Below are 16002 nucleotides of genomic sequence, written 5' to 3' on the forward strand. Positions count from 1 at the left end.
AGTGTTAACCGTTGTGGCTTCCTTCAGCCAAGCGGTAGGGAACCCCAGATAAATGTCCGACCAGCCACCCGCAGGGCTGTTTGGATGCGCTTTTTTTCCGCCATCGCCAACTCGCATCGAGGCTACCGAAAAATGACCCACCCACTCCGGATGTCCAAGCTCACCCTTGGTCTCGTGGCTGCGCTCGCCGCCGCTCCCGCCTTCGCCCAGAGCACCTCTGCCGGTGTCGGCGGCCAGGTGATGTCCTCTGCAGGCCAGCCTGTCGCTGGCGCTGAAGTCACCATCACCCACACCGAGTCGGGCACCGTTTCGCGTGCCACCACCGACGCGTCGGGTCGTTACAACGCGCGCGGCCTGCGCGTGGGTGGCCCGTACACCATCACCATCACCAAGTCCGGTGAAGGCACCAAGACCGAAGAAGGTGTCTACCTGAACCTGAACCAGGTCAACACGGTCAACGCCAGCCTCGGCGGCGATCTGGCCGCCACCAACCTGGACGCCGTGAACGTTGTCGCCACCGCCGGCGGCCTGGACCTGTTCAGCGCCACCAAGATGGGCAGCGGCACCAACGTGACGCGCGAAACGATGGACGCGCTGCCGTCGGCCAACCGCAACATCCAGGACTACATCCGCCTGGATCCGCGCATCTCGCAGGTCAGCAAGGCTGACGGCGCGATCTCGGCCGGTGGCCAGAACACCCGTTACAACGCCATCCGCATCGACGGCATCAGCGCCTCCGATCCGTTCGGCCTGGGCTCCAACAACCTGCCGACCGAGCGTCAGCCGGTGTCGATGGACGCCATCCAGGAAATCAACATTGACCTGGCCAACTACGACACCACCATCGCTGGTGGTACGGGTGCGGTGATCAACGCCGTGACCAAGTCGGGTACCAATGAATTCCACGGCACCGTGTACGGTTCGTACCGCGACAAGGACATGGTCCGTTCGCGCCTGGAAGGTGACAAGCAGGACTTTAACGGCTTCAAGGACGAGAAGACCTACGGCATGACCTTCGGCGGCCCGATCGTCAAGGACAAGCTGTTCTTCTTCACCAACTACGAAAAGTACGAGCGTAGCGGTGGCGGTGTCAGCCTTGGCGAAAGCCCCTACAACAAGGCTGGCGGCATCAGTGATGCTGATATCGCCCGCGTCCAGAAGCGCATGTCCGATCTTGGCTATCAGGTCGGCGGCGTCGGTGCGCTGAACAACAAGACCGAGATCGAAGAGTACGCGGTCAAGCTGGACTGGAACATCAACGAGAACCACCGTGCGGCCCTGCGCTACAACAAGATGAAGCAGGACGTGGTGCGTTTCCCGAAGGTCAGCAACAGCGAAATTTCGCTGAGTGACTTCTGGTACACCCAGCCGACCGAGTATGAGACCTGGATGGGTGAACTGTTCAGTGACTGGTCCGAGAACTTCTCGACCGAGTTCAAGGTCTCGCACAAGGACTACTCGTCCAACCGCGTTGCCGCTTCGCACCTGCCGCAGATCCGCGTCCGCTTCGACAACAACAATTCGCTGTACCTGGGTACCGAGCAGAACACCCACACCAACCTGGTGGAGTCGAAGGAACTGAGCGCCTTCGGTGCCGGTACCTGGTATGTCGGTGACCACACCGTCAAGTTCGGCTTTGACTACACCGACAACGACCTGATGAACTTCTACGGTCGCAACCTGTACGGCGCGTATGAGTTCGCCAACCTGGCTGCGTTTGAAGCCGGCACCCCGTCCGCGTACCAGGTGCGCGTGCCGCGTGCTGGTGGCAGCCTGGATGACATTCCGGCGAAGTTCCACCTGAAGAACACGGGTCTGTTCATCCAGGATACCTGGGCGATCAACTACAACCTGAGCCTGATGTTCGGTGTCCGCGTTGACATGCCGGACTTCAGCACCCAGCGCCTGTACAACCCGCGCATCGAGCAGCTGTACGGCTTCAACAACACCAAGCTGGTCGACAAGAAGCTGTTCCAGCCGCGCGTCGGCTTCAACTACACCTTCGATAGCGACCGTCCGACCCAGCTGCGCGGTGGCGTGGGCCTGTTCGGCGGTGCTGCCCCGAACGTGTGGCTGGCGGGTGCCTACCAGAACACCGGCCTGAACTACGCCGAGTACAACCTGACCCGCAATCCGGGTGGTTTCAGCTTCGATGCTGACAATCCGTTCATCCCGGACCCGTCGCTTGCTTCGGCACGTCAGAACGTCGACCTGATCGCTCCCGGTACCCGCCTGCCGTCGGTCTGGAAGGCCAACCTGGCCTTCGATCACGAACTGCCGTGGTACGGCATCGTGGCGTCGGCCGAGCTGCTGGTCACCAAGGTCAAGGATGGTCTGTACTTCGATCGTCTGGACGTCATGACCCCGAACGCCAACCGCTCGGTTGGTCAGGACGGTCGTGCGCTGTACTGGAACGACTACGGCATGAACGGTGCCAATGCTGGCTCGAACGGCATGCAGGCTGGCCAGAAGAACGGTCGTGCCTGCTCGGCCACCGATCAGACCTGCCCGAGTGACCGTGTCAACCGTCCGAGCGATATCGGCGACGTGATCCTGCTGCGCAACACCGACAAGGGTCGTGGTTCCCAGGCTACGTTCTCGCTGGCCAAGCCGCTGACCGAGAACTGGGGCTGGTCGCTGGGTTATACCTACACTCAGGCGAAGGAAGTGAGCCCGCTGTCCAGCTCGCAGAACACCTCGAACTGGAACAACACGCTGAGCCTGAACGCCAACGACAACGTTGCGTACAACTCGCGCTATGCGATCAAGGACCGCATCACCGGTACCCTGGAGTGGAAGCACAACTTCTTCGGTGACAATGCCACCCGCGTCGGCCTGTTCTATGAAGGCCGTTCGGGTCGTCCGTACAGCTACGTGTTCTATAACGACGTGAACGGCGACGGCGCAGGCACCAACGATCTGTTCTACGTGCCGAAGGGCCCGGGTGACGTGATCTTCACCGGCGGCGCCGACATGGAGAAGAAGTTCTTCGAATGGCTGGCGCAGAATCCGGAGCTTGATGCCTACCGTGGCAGCGTGGTCCCGGCCAACGCGCACCGCGCCAAGTGGGTCAACAGCTTCGATGTCCGCATCAGCCAGGAGTTCCCGGGCTTTGCGAAGACCCACAAGGGCGAGATCGCGCTGGACATCATGAATGTCGGCAATCTGCTCAACAAGAAGTGGGGTCTGATCGACGATTACGGCTTCTACGCCACCCGTCGCGTTGCCAACTACTCGGGTATCGACCCGGCTACCGGCAAGTACCTGTACAACTTCACCGGCCGTACCGACAACTCGTCGATCCAGGAAAACAACAACGACAAGGGCAACACCGCCGTGTCGCGCTGGTCGATGCAGCTGACCGTGAAGTACAAGTTCTGATCCGTCAGAGCCTGAAGCAGTAAGTGGAAACGGCCGGGGAAACCCGGCCGTTTTCCGTTCATGCGAAAGTCCTTGCAGGTCATCTGACATCGGCGTAGCATCCGGAAATGTGCGCGGTGCCAACGCCGCCGATGCGGTCCCGGAAAGGCGAACGCGGGAAGCACACATCCAACGGTCGGGCTTCCCGGCCGTTTTGCTTTTTAAGGGGGCGGCAGTACAGTCGGAAACCTTGAAGGAAGCGAAAAATTGGACATGACCACGAACGAAAAATCAGCCCGTGCACTGCCGGTGCAGGATGCGCGGATCTACCCGCGCGGTGGGCTGGATGTGCTGTCGCGGGCCGAAGTGGCCCGCCTGCGCGATGCGTCTGCCGGCGGTATGCACGAGCTGCTGCGCCGCTGCGCGCTGGCCGTGCTGACCAGCGGAAGCGCCTCTGACGATCCGCGCGCGGCGCGCGATCTGTATCCCGATTTCGACATCCAGGTGGCGCAGCAGGATCGCGGCGTGCGCATCGACCTGGTCAATGCACCGGCGATGGCCTTCGTCGATGGCGAGATCATCCGCGGCGTCGCCGAACTGCTGTTCGCCGTGGTGCGTGACCTGGCCTACATGGCCATCGAGATGGGCCCGGCCTACGCGGCCGAGCTGGAGTCGTCCGAGGGCATCACCAACGCGGTGTTCGGCCTGCTGCGCAATGCGCGCATCCTCAACCCGGGCGACCCGAACCTGGTCGTGTGCTGGGGTGGCCATTCGATCTCGCGCGACGAGTACCTGTACACCAAGCAGGTGGGTTATGAGCTGGGCCTGCGCGGCCTGGACATCTGCACCGGCTGCGGTCCAGGCGCGATGAAGGGCCCGATGAAGGGCGCCACCATTGCCCACGCCAAGCAGCGCCGCACCGTGACGCGCTACATCGGCCTGACCGAGCCGGGCATCATCGCGGCCGAGTCGCCGAACCCGATCGTCAACCACCTGGTGATCATGCCGGACATCGAGAAGCGCCTTGAGGCCTTCGTCCGCATCGGCCACGGCATCATCGTGTTCGCCGGTGGCGTCGGCACCGCCGAGGAAATCCTGTACCTGCTCGGCATCCTGCTGCGCGAGGAAAACAAGGACCTGCCGTTCCCGCTGATCCTGACCGGCCCGACGGTGGCAGCGCCGTACTTCGAGCAGATCGATCGCTTCATTCGCCTGACCCTGGGCGATGCAGCCGCCGAGCGCTACGAGATCGTCATCGGCGACCCGGTGGCGGTGGCAAAGAAGATGGCCAACGGCATCAAGCGCGTGCGTGAGCACCGCCTGGCACAGAAGGACTCGTTCTTCTTCAACTGGTCGATCGAGATTCCGTGGGAGTACCAGCAGCCGTTCGTGCCGACCCACGAGGCAATGGCCGCGCTGGACCTGCACCACGGGCGTGCCCCGCACGCGCTGGCGGCCGACCTGCGCCGGGCGTTCTCGGGCATCGTTGCCGGCAACGTGAAGGAAGACGGCATGCGCCGCATCGAGCAGTTCGGGCCGTTCCAGATCCATGGTGACCCGGACATGATGCAGGCCCTGGACGCGCTGCTGCGCGCCTTCGTCGAACAGCGCCGGATGAAGATCTCCGGCGAATACCAGCCCTGCTACCAGGTGCTGGCCTGAGCCTGCGCCGGCGCGATGGGGATCGCGCCGGGACAGGCAGGGGAGGGCGGGCCGTCAAGGCGTTGACGCCCGTCGCCCCGGAATGACCGTTCATCCTGCCGCCGCTTGCCGGTGGCAGGGCGATGGCCCATCGTGGCCATCAACACGCTGGGGAGCGTCCAATGTCTTTGCGCCGGCAAAACGGCTTTACGCTGGTTGAGTTGATGGTCACGATCATGGTCCTGGCCGTGCTCGCCACGATCGCCTTTCCCAGTTTCCAGGGCACCCTGCGATCCAATCGCATCGCTACCGCGAGCAACGAGTTGATCGCTTCACTCGCATTGGCCCGCAGCGAGGCGGTAAAGAATCGTCGTGGTGCGGGTGTCTGTGCGTCGTCTGCGGGCAGTACATGTGATGGCAAAAGCTGGGCTGACGGCTGGCTGGTCTGGGCGGACACCAATGGAGATGGTGCGCTGAGCGCTGGGGAGACCGTGCTCCGCTACAGCGCCGGTCGGCCGGGTCTGACTACGGCGGGTACGCCGGATCTGTCCGTGGGTTTTGACCCACGTGGTCGCAACCGCGCGAATGCATCGCTGGACCTGACCCTGCGCCCGGACACCTGCGGCAAGCAACCGCTGCAACGAACGTTGCGCATTTCGCCGACCGGACAGGTCCGGCTGTTGAAGGAGGATTGCAAGTGAGGCCGTCCCGATCCCATTCCCCGCGCGGCGTGCAAGGGGGCTTCAGTCTGATCGAAGTGCTGATCGCCATTCTCGTGCTTGGCGTTGGCCTGCTCGGTTTCGCGCTGATGCAGACCATGAACGTACGCTTCGTCCAAAGTGCCAACTACCGCACCCAGGCGACCAATCTGACCTACGAGATGCTGGACCAGCTGCGGGTGAATCGGAAGATGGCGCCGGTCTATGTCGGCGACTATACCGCCACCACGTCCAGCAAGAACTGCTTACCTCCCACCGGCAAGGACATCAGCAAAGACGCCTTCACCCTGGATTGGAGGTGCCGCCTGGGCAAGGCGCTGGGCGACGGCGCTACGGGGAAAGTAACCCGGAACGGTGATCAGTACTCGGTCAGCGTGAGCTGGGGGGATGAGCGCTGGAATGCCGATGCCGGTGACACCACGTTCACTGCCAGGAGCGGCTTGTGATGCGCGCCTCATGCTCTTCATCCCGACACATGTCGGGTCTTTCCATGGTTGAGCTGATGATCGCACTGGCCATTGGTGTGATCGTCATGCTCGGCGTGGTGCAGGTGTTTGCAGCATCGAGGGCGGCCTACCAGCTGTCCGATGGCCTGGCGCGGGTGCAGGAAAACAGTCGCTTCGCGATGGATGCCCTGCAACGCGAACTTCGCATGGCCGGGCATTTCGGCTGTGTCAATGACCAGGGGCGAAATACACCGGACAATGCCTCGCTGTTCAGTACCTTCGCAACGGCTCCGCATCCGGCGCTGGACTTCCAGACGTCGATCCAGGGCTTTGAAGCTACCGGAACCGCGCCGGGAGCGGCGGTTACCCTGACAGCCACACCCGCAACCGGCGGAACCGACTACAAGCCCGCGCTGCCTGCCGAGTTTGCTGCGGCCATGCCCAACCGAGTCAATGGCAGCGACATCGTGGTGCTGCGTTACCTGATGCCGGATGGTGTGCCGATCACCGCCATTGGCGGCGTTCCAGGCAAGCCGATTTTCAGTTTTGACAAAGCGCGCCTTGCGGTACTGCAGAGTGGTGTCTCCAACCCGGGGCTGTATGGTGCGGCCGACTGCGCCAGCGTCACGATCTTCCAGGCGCGCGCGGTGGACAAGGGCGCCGGCACCGTCACCTTTGGGGATGCGCCGAACAATGCAGGGAACTTCACCCGTCCGGTCACCACCGGTCAGGCGATGCTGCACCGTGCAGAAAGCGCGCTGTACTACATCGGCTATGACGCCGCCATTGCCCGTTCTTCGTTGTATCGCGTGCGCTTCACCGCCATCCCCAATGGCGCGCTGGTGGCCAATGCGCCGGAGGCACTGGTGGAGGGCGTAGAAAACATGCAGTTGTTGTATGGCCAGGACCGCGGGCTTACCGACGTTTATCCAACCGGTTTCATTGATCGCCAGGGCACTGCCGAAACGGTGCAGGGGTCTACCAATCCGGCCGCGAATGGTTGGCGTCGTGTCGGCGCCGTGCAGCTGGGGATGGTGATGTCCAGTCCGGATCCATCGGCGGCGCCGCAGGCCGACCAGAACGCTGCGCTCACTTCGCTGGGCGTGACGTTCACGGCGCCGGCAGACGGTCGCATGCGCGCTGTCTATCAAACCACCATCGCCCTTCGCAACCGCCTCTTTGGCAACTGAGGCTCGCATGTACACACGCCCGCGTCTTCCTTCCTTCACAGCACGCCGGCAGCAGCGAGGCGCTGTGCTGTATGTCGCCCTGATCATGTTGATCCTGCTGGCTCTTATCGGCATCGCCGGCATGCAGGTTACCGGTATGCAGGAGCGCATGGCGGCCAACTACCTGCGTTCCAATCAGGCCTTCCAGAACGCCGAAGCCGACGTGCGTACCCAGGAGGCGGCCATCAAGACAGCCATCGAAAGCGGCGGCGTTTTCGAGGCCAACCAGGAAGAATGCAGTCCGGTATTCGACCCGGCAACCTGGGCCGATGGCAAGACTGCGGCTGCGGCAATCCATACCCGGCGCCTTGATAAGTGCGTGATGGGCGGCGGAGGGACCGGCCTCGGGGGCCGGAAGAACGAAGAGACCGAAAACATCTACCAGATCACCGTCCTGGCCAGTGACGATCCGGCCAATCCATCTTCCAGCGCTGTCATCGATACGATCTTCATTCCATGAACACTTCGCGCCGCTTCTCCCGCATCGTCTCGACTCCCTGGCTGCGCGCGGGCGCTGCCGTTGCCGTGCTGGCTGGGGTGGGGGCGTTGGTCTACCCGCTGTTCGCTGCGCTTGGCGACTACGACATCGCGCAGGAGCCGTTGTACAGCAAGAAGACCCAGCCGCCGCTGATGATGATGGTGATGTCGCGCGACGAGCAGCTGTTCAACAAGGCCTACAGCGATTACAGCGACCTGGATGAGGATGGCACCCTCGACACCACATACCAGGACAAGTTCGATTACTCCGGTTACTTCGATTCCAACCTCTGCTATTCCTACGCCAGCGGCCAGTTCAAGGCCAGTGCACAGGCCGGCGGCACCTGGAAGCACAGCTGCGGTGGAAGCTGGTCCGGCAATTTCCTGAACTGGGCAACGATGAGTCGCCTGGACGTGATGCGCTACGTGCTGTACGGCGGCCATCGCATCACCGACAGCGCCGCCAGCACCGTGCTGGAGCGCGCGCAGATCCCCAACGATCTGCACGCGTGGGTAAAGGTATACAGCGGCAGTGATATCAACAGTTTCACCCCGTACAAGACCACCATGTCCTTCTGCAACGCCACCATCGAATCCGGTGGTGCACCGCTGATGCGCGCTGCGTCGGGCAACTGGGGCGAGTGGGCGGCCACCGCCAGCCGCCAGTGCATCACCGGCCGAAGCGATGAAGGCAAGGCTGATTCACCTGGCTCTGCCACCAACTTCAACGTCCGGGTTGAGGTCTGCGCCAGTGGCAGCGGAGCTTTCCCGGAGGCGTTCTGCCGCAAGTACAACGATGGCACAAGGGACTATCTGAAACCGGCTGGGCTGCTGCAGTCGTATGGCGAAAGCGGCCGTCTTCGCTTCGGTCTGGTCACGGGTACCTATGTCAATCCGCGCGATGGTGGCGTGGTGCGGCGGAACATCGGAAAGATCGCAGGTAACGGCACCGGATTCTGTGCGGCCGGCGACGAAATCAACCTGTCCAACGGTCAGTTCTGTAACAGCTTGTCCGGTGGTGCGGAAGGCATCATCAATACCATCTCCAACTTCCGTATCGACCAGTGGAACTGGAGCAATAACTGGAATGACTGCAACGACTACAGCATCCTCAACCGACAGGGCTTCGGTGACAGAGGTAATCTGACCGATCCGGGCAATGCCTCGAAGAAGTGCAGTGCCTGGGGCAATCCCCTGGCCGAGATGTATGCCGAAGCTGTGCGCTACATCAAGGGTGAAACCAAGGGCATCTACAGTGCGTCCGGGGACCTGAGCGGGCTGCCCAATGCGGTTGCCTGGAAGGATCCCTACCGCTCCCCGAACGATGGCGGCAACTCCTACTGCGCCACCTGCAACATCCTGGTGATGTCCTCAGGCCTGCCGTCGTTCGATAGCGACAACATCGGGTCGATCAATGGCCTGGCACCTGCGGCGTCGGCAACGGATGCGATCGGCAATCTTGAAGGCATTACTGGTGGCAGTTACATGGCTGGCCGCGTCGGCCTGACCGAGCGCTATGCCTCGATCAATACCCATGAGGACATCTGTCGCGCGGCCAAGGTTACTGGCCTGTCGCTGGTGCGTGGCATCTGCCCGGATGTGCCTTCCACGGAAGGCAGCTACCTGATGGCGGGCTTGTCAAAGGCCGCGGCCGAGACCGACCTTCGTCCGGGCGTGCAGAACAAGCCGGATACCTACAAGCTCACTGCGACCACCTATACCGTGGCCATGGCTGAGAGCCTGCCCAAGTTCGAGATTCCGGTGGGCAACGGCAAGATCACCCTGGCCCCACTGTGCCAGGCCAACAATACCGGTACGGCAAAAATCACCAGCAATGGCTGGCGCAGTTGCTTCCTCGGTTCTGTTGGTATCGGCACCAAACAGTCTACGGTCTCGCCGAATTTCGTCTATGGACGAACTTATCGCGCAGACGGCAAGGCTGGCAGTTTCTCGCTGGTATGGGAAGACTCGTTGTGGGGCAATGACCACGACAACGACGTGGTCTCCATGCTCAGCTACTGCGTGGGCGCTACCTGCAACGACGGCGACAATACGAATTTCCGCAACATCTGCTGGCGCTCCAGCAGTGCGGAGTGCAGCAACAATGCTGTACGCAATACCGTGGGCAGCGATGAGGTGCTGGTCCGCATTGAGAATCTTTCTGCCTATGCCGGCAACGCGATGCTCACCGGCTACACGATCGTGGGTTCGAACGCGGCCGACAACGTGCAGCGACTGGTACTGCGGCCCGGCGACAAGAACGGTTCGGTGCTGACGACCACCTCGGCTCCTCCGGCAGAATGGACAGGTGCCATTGTCCTGCGCTACCGCCTGGGAAGCGGCCAGGCCAATCAGTTGGAGAGCCCGCTGTGGTACGCCGCCAAGTATGGCGTGCCGGCTGGCAAGAAATGGGACAGCAAGGTGCCTGGCGTGCCGGACAACTATTTCCTGGCGCGCAATCCGGCCAAGCTGAAGTCTGCGCTGGAGTCGATCTTCGACAGTGCTGCCGCGGGCGAGGCGCCGGTGGGGGGCAGCGCGACTGGCGCCCGGGTCAACGCAGGTTCCTTCACCGTCTCGGCGCACTACACGGTACCGTCGGGATCCAATGACTGGACTGGCGATCTCATCGCCCGTCAGACCCTCTCCAATGGCGAAGTCGGCCCTGAGCTGTGGCGGGCGTCGACCAGGATGAGCGCTTCGGGCCGCAATATCGTGGTGTCGACTGCGCCGACTTTTGTGAACAAGTCCAATCAGTTGATTCCTGTAGCAGCGGCAGATTTCACTGCGGACAACATTCCCGGCCGCGACCGCGCCGAGAAACTGGGCAACCTTGGGCTCAATACCGTTCCCAACTGGTTCGGTTCGCATACGGTTGCCGATCTCGTCAGCTATCTGCGTGGTTCACCGGTCAGCGGGTTCCGTCCGCGCAGTGTACTGCTCGGCGACATCGTCAATTCCAGCGTCGAGATTGTTTCCACCCGGGATGACTACGGCTATACATCCTGGAAGGAGCAGGGCGGGATAGGCTGGAAGACCACACTCGGTACCCGCTACAAGGCCTATCTGACATCGAAGACTGCGTCTGGCGGCCCGCCCTCAATGGTCTATGTCGGGGCCAACGACGGCATGCTGCACGGATTCAATGCCGGCACCGGAACCGCGGCCGGCACTGAACAGTTCGCCTACATTCCCTCCACGTCGCTGCAGCACATGGCCGAACTGGCCAACCCTGCCTATGGCCATCGCTACTACGTTGACGGCGGACTGACGGCATCCGACGTCCACTACGGCGAGGCGTGGCATACGGTACTGGTAGGGACCACCGGCGGTGGCGGTGCCACGCGCGGCCCGTCCGCCACGGCAGTCGGTAACGGCTCGGTGTTTGCGCTGGATATCAGCAATCCAACGGCGTTCAACAGCGGCAACGTGCTGTGGGAGATTTCCGGCAAGACCGAATCGGACATGGGCTTCGCGTTCGGCAAGCCGGTGGTGGTGCCTGTCGCTGGCACTGATCCGAACGGCGCGCCGCGATTTGTTGCACTGTTCGGTAACGGCGTCAATTCGAGTACGGGCCGTCCTGTGTTGTATGTGGTCGACATCCAGAGCGGTGAGGTACTCAAGCGCCTGTATCCGAGCGGGGGCAAGTACGCGATCGCCAATGGCCTCAACCACGTCACAGCGGTGGCACTGCACAACAGCAGCAGCCTGGCCGATACCGTGTACGGTGGTGACATGCAGGGCAACATTTGGCGCTTCGATCTGCGGGGGGGCGACCCCACGGCATGGAATGTGTCGCTCAGCGGTACACCACTGTTCACCGCCATGCGCAGCGCGGTGGCGCAACCGATCACCGGAGCGATCCAGACGTCTGCGGGGCCGGGTGGGGGCGTCAGCCTGTTCTTCGGTACCGGTCGTTATTTCACCGCCGATGACAACGCCGTTACCCGCAATTCACCTGTGCAGACGCTGTACGGAATATGGGACAACCTCAGCGACGCGATCTCCAGCCGCGACGTGCTGGTGGGGCAGTCGATCAGTGCCAATGGTGCAGCATTCCGCGACATATCCAGCAACGCGGTGGACTATTCAACAAAGCGTGGCTGGTACGTTGATCTGATCGTGGATACCACGGTGGAGGGTGAGCGCTTCTTTGGATATCCGACGTTGCAGGGTGGCACCGTGATGTTCACCACGTATGTGCCTGGACAGTCCGTCTGCGGTACAGGTGGTGGCGTCAACTGGCGCTATCGGCTGAACATGGCCACCGGCCAGCCCGCGATGGGCGGCCTCACCGACGAAGTGGGGGGGGATCCGCTGTGTGGCGCGAATTGTGGCGCCGGGGCGTTGACTCGCGGCGGCGACGTCGCGACGGGGGCTCCTGTGCTGGATACACAAGTCAGTACATCGATGCGCAAGGGCTGCGACCCCAGCGATCCGAAGTGCTCGGTCGATGGTTCGATTGACCGGTGCATCGTGACGCTGAACACTCCGGGCGCGGATACTGCATACGGCCAGCGGGCCTGCGGTCGCCAGTCATGGCGCCAGATCCGCTGATGACCATGAACATGAGATCGCCCATGCACGCATCCTCAACCCGACGTTTTGCAGCTGGTTTCACCCTGATCGAGCTGATGATCACCGTGGCGGTGATCGCCGTCCTGGCGGCCGTGGCCCTGCCGTCCTATCAGCGGCACGTGCTGAAGACGAACCGGGCCCTGGCCAAGGCCGATCTGGTCGAGATTGCACAGTTGCTCGAGCGCTACCATACGGTGCAGAACAGCTATGACGGTTTCTCGCTGCCGTTCAACCAGTCACCGCGACAGGGCAACAAGCGCTACACGCTGTCCCTGAACGGCAAGGCCACGGCCAGCACCTACACGCTGCAGGCGGTGCCGGAAACCGGCCAGGACAAGGATGTGTGCGGCACGCTGACACTCGATCAGGCCGGGCGCAAGACGCCGGACAAGAAGACCAATGCAGAGTGCTGGTAACGGTTGGGCATCGCACGTGGAAAAAGGGCTTGCGCTGGTCGCCAAACGCTGGCTAAAATGCGCACCCCGCCCGAATAGCTCAGCCGGTTAGAGCACTTGACTGTTAATCAGGGGGTCGTTGGTTCGAGTCCAACTTCGGGCGCCAGATTCGAAAAAGCCGCGAGAAATCGCGGCTTTTTTCGTTTCCACGATGGCATTGCAGGTTTCAGCAGGGGGTGGACCTGCGCGGGCGCTGGCTCCTGACCCGTCCGGGGACGCTGATGATGACGCGGCTGTGCTCCTGTCCATCCACGCACAACACGATGGACTGGTTGGTACCGGCATTGCGGCCGTCGGGCCGGAACCGCACGTCGGGCCGATGATCGCTGGTGCGCAGGTCGACATGACGCTGGCGTGTCCTGTGCACGCGCAGTTCCCTTGCGGCGGCGGTCGCGCTGTTGGCCGGTTCGACCTGCACCCGCCAGCCCTGGCTCCATGCCTGGTCACACATCATGCTGTCCGACGATCCGCAGACCGTCACGCGGCGGCGTTCGGTGATGGCGGCGCTGCGCGCCATCGACAGGCTGGCGACCAGTTCGGCGCGCAGCGCTTCCGCCTGGAAGTGCCGCAGCGTGCGTTGCCAGGGGCCCCAGGCCAACGCCAGCAGGACCGACAGCACCATGACGGCGACCAGCAGCTCGATCAGATGGAGCCCGCGGTGGAGCCGGGCAGGGCGAAGACGATGAGGCATGCCTCCAGCCTCGACGTACGCCGGGGCATTCACCATCAGCCAACGCCGCGCTCACCTGCCCGGAAACCCCTCAGCGGGCCGTCACTCCATGCCCCGTATACTCACCACTCCCGGGAACTGGCACCATCATGAGCGACCGTTTTGAACTCGTCTCGCCGTATTCGCCGGCGGGCGACCAGCCTGATGCCATCGCAAAGCTGACCAGCAACTTCGAAGCGGGCATCGCCAAGCAGACCCTGCTGGGCGTCACCGGCTCGGGCAAGACCTACACCATCGCCAACGTCATCCAGAACGTGCAGAAGCCGACGCTGATCATGGCGCCGAACAAGACGCTGGCGGCGCAGCTGTATGGTGAGTTCAAGGCGTTCTTCCCGCACAACGCGGTGGAGTACTTCGTCAGCTACTACGACTACTACCAGCCGGAAGCCTACGTACCGTCGTCGGACACCTTCATCGAGAAGGACAGTTCGATCAACGAGCACATCGAGCAGATGCGGCTGGCGGCGACCAAGACCCTGCTGTCGCGCCCGGACGCGATCGTGGTGGCGACGGTGTCGGCAATCTATGGCCTGGGCGCGCCGGAAGACTACCTGTCGCTGCGCCTGATCCTGTCCAAGGGCGAGCGCATCGACCAGCGCGACCTGATCAACCACCTGACCCAGCTGCAATACACGCGCAACGAATACGAGCTGCAGCGCGGTACGTTCCGCGTGCGTGGTGAAGTCATCGACGTGTTCCCGGCCGAGTCGGACAGCGAGGCGCTGCGCCTGGAGCTGTTTGATGGCGAGGTCGAGAAGATCACCCTGTTCGACCCGCTCACCGGCGAGACGCTGCGCAACATGCAGCGCTTCACGGTCTACCCGAAGACCCATTACGCCACCACGCGCGAGCGTGTGCTGGCGGCGATCGAGACGATCAAGGTCGAGCTGAAGGAGCGCCTGGAGCAGCTGTACGCGCAGAACAAGCTGGTGGAGGCGCAGCGCCTGGCGCAGCGTACCCAGTTCGATCTGGAAATGATGGCCGAGGTCGGCTACTGCAACGGCATCGAGAACTACTCCCGGCACCTGACCGGCAAGAACGCCGGCGAACCGCCGCCGACATTGTTCGACTACCTGCCGGCCGACGCGCTGCTGGTGATCGACGAATCGCACGTGACCATTCCGCAGATCGGTGCCATGTTCAAGGGCGACCGTTCGCGCAAGGAGACGCTGGTCGAGTTCGGGTTCCGGCTGCCCTCGGCGCTGGACAACCGGCCGCTGCGCTTCGAGGAGTGGGAAGAGCGCTGCCCCCGCAGCATCTATGTGTCGGCCACGCCAGGCCCCTATGAGTACCGCGAGGCCGGTGACGAGATCACTGAACTGGTCGTACGCCCCACCGGCCTGATCGACCCGGTGGTGGAGATCCGCCCGGTGGGCACCCAGGTTGACGACCTGATGAGCGAGGCCAACGCGCGCATCAAGGCCGGTGACCGTGTGCTGGTCACGACGCTGACCAAGCGCATGGCCGAAAATCTCACCGAATACCTGACCGAGCACGGCATCCGCGTGCGCTACCTGCACTCGGACGTGGACACGGTCGAGCGCGTGGAGATCATCCGCGACCTGCGCCTGGGCAAGTTCGATGTGCTGGTGGGCATCAACCTGCTGCGGGAGGGCCTGGACATGCCCGAGGTGTCCCTGGTGGCGATCCTGGATGCCGACAAGGAGGGCTTCCTGCGCTCGACCGGCTCGCTGATCCAGACCATCGGCCGTGCCGCCCGCAACGTGCGTGGCAAGGCGATCCTGTATGCGGACAAGATCACCCGCTCGATGCAGGCAGCGATCGACGAGACCGACCGCCGTCGCGCCAAGCAGGTCGAGTACAACGAGCAGCACGGCATCGTGCCGCGCTCGGTGGCGCGTCCGATCACCGACGTGCTGGAAGGCGCGCGCTCCGATGCGGCCGAGAAGGAAGCAAAGAAGGGCAAGGGCAAGGGCAGGCCCGGCGTTGCCGAGGAGGGGAGTGACTATCGATCCCTCAGCCCGGCCCAGCTGGCGTCCCGTCTCAAGGCGCTGGAGCAGCAGATGTACCAGCACGCCAAGGACCTGGAATTCGAGGATGCCGCCCGCGTGCGTGACCAGATCCGGCAGCTGAAGGAAGCGAGCCTGGGCTGAACGCGGCAGTGCAGCATCTTCTTCACAAAAGTGTTGCGCTTCACGGCCGGCATCCGTAATATACGCGGCCTGCACCGACGCAATCGCGGACGTTCAGAAGCAAAATCGGGCGGTTAGCTCAGCGGTAGAGCACTACCTTGACATGGTAGGGGTCACAGGTTCGAACCCTGTACCGCCCACCACGAAGTCCCTGGAAGGGGGCTGTCGTGAACTGCAAAGCCCGGCCCTGGCGCCGGGTTTTTACGTAGCAAGGCCA

The 16002-nt window shown here is 62.8% G+C and carries 10 protein-coding genes and 2 tRNA genes; 11 read left to right on the forward strand and 1 reads right to left on the reverse strand.

Annotated features, from left to right (window positions below; all coding sequences use genetic code 11):
• Positions 1–132: 132 nt before the first annotated feature.
• From ABE423_RS03605 to ABE423_RS03645, 9 genes are all read left to right on the forward strand, one after another.
• Positions 133–3381 carry a carboxypeptidase regulatory-like domain-containing protein gene (locus ABE423_RS03605; protein ID WP_080355163.1) on the forward strand — a complete coding sequence of 1083 codons (3249 nt, stop codon included), beginning with the start codon at positions 133–135 and terminating at the stop codon, positions 3379–3381.
• Between the two features lie 252 nt (positions 3382–3633).
• Entirely contained in the window at positions 3634–5022 is a 1389-nt protein-coding gene (ppnN, locus tag ABE423_RS03610; RefSeq protein ID WP_010486098.1) for a nucleotide 5'-monophosphate nucleosidase PpnN, read from the forward strand.
• A 161-nt stretch (positions 5023–5183) separates the two neighbouring features.
• On the forward strand, positions 5184–5702 hold the full coding sequence (locus ABE423_RS03615; RefSeq protein WP_049412580.1) for a Tfp pilus assembly protein FimT/FimU: 519 nt from the start codon (positions 5184–5186) through the stop codon (positions 5700–5702).
• Positions 5699–6166 carry a type IV pilus modification protein PilV gene (gene pilV / locus ABE423_RS03620; RefSeq protein ID WP_180837471.1) on the forward strand — a complete coding sequence of 156 codons (468 nt, stop codon included), beginning with the start codon at positions 5699–5701 and terminating at the stop codon, positions 6164–6166. The genes ABE423_RS03615 and pilV overlap by 4 nt, the downstream gene beginning before the upstream one ends.
• A 29-nt stretch (positions 6167–6195) precedes the next feature.
• The gene (locus tag ABE423_RS03625) at positions 6196–7356 is read left to right on the forward strand and encodes a PilW family protein (RefSeq protein ID WP_125893548.1); all 1161 of its coding nucleotides are present in this window, start codon (positions 6196–6198) and stop codon (positions 7354–7356) included.
• A gap of 7 nt (positions 7357–7363) precedes the next feature.
• Positions 7364–7855, forward strand: a complete 492-nt coding sequence (locus ABE423_RS03630; RefSeq protein ID WP_029380064.1) for a PilX N-terminal domain-containing pilus assembly protein — start codon at positions 7364–7366, stop codon at positions 7853–7855.
• Positions 7852–12426, forward strand: coding sequence for a PilC/PilY family type IV pilus protein (locus ABE423_RS03635; protein ID WP_125893531.1), 4575 nt, complete (start codon positions 7852–7854; stop codon positions 12424–12426). The genes ABE423_RS03630 and ABE423_RS03635 overlap by 4 nt, the downstream gene beginning before the upstream one ends.
• A gap of 23 nt (positions 12427–12449) precedes the next feature.
• Complete coding sequence (locus ABE423_RS03640; RefSeq protein WP_197617153.1) at positions 12450–12863, forward strand: type IV pilin protein; 414 nt, start codon at positions 12450–12452, stop codon at positions 12861–12863.
• A gap of 68 nt (positions 12864–12931) precedes the next feature.
• Positions 12932–13008: transfer RNA gene (locus ABE423_RS03645), tRNA-Asn, on the forward strand.
• 60 nt (positions 13009–13068) lie between these two features.
• Here ABE423_RS03645 and ABE423_RS03650 read toward each other — a convergent pair.
• Positions 13069–13629 (reverse strand): GspH/FimT family pseudopilin, encoded by a 561-nt coding sequence (locus ABE423_RS03650; protein WP_346485020.1) that lies wholly within the window; start codon positions 13627–13629, stop codon positions 13069–13071.
• 92 nt (positions 13630–13721) lie between these two features.
• On the opposite strand from ABE423_RS03650, the gene uvrB reads away from it, so the two are divergent.
• Positions 13722–15746 (forward strand): excinuclease ABC subunit UvrB, encoded by a 2025-nt coding sequence (gene uvrB / locus ABE423_RS03655; RefSeq protein ID WP_032128896.1) that lies wholly within the window; start codon positions 13722–13724, stop codon positions 15744–15746.
• Between the two features lie 107 nt (positions 15747–15853).
• Positions 15854–15928 (forward strand) — tRNA-Val (locus tag ABE423_RS03660).
• Positions 15929–16002: the final 74 nt, after the last annotated feature.

Origin of the sequence: Stenotrophomonas sp. TWI1409 (assembly GCF_039673015.1) — a bacterium.
GTDB classification, from domain to species: Bacteria; Pseudomonadota; Gammaproteobacteria; order Xanthomonadales; family Xanthomonadaceae; genus Stenotrophomonas; species Stenotrophomonas maltophilia_A.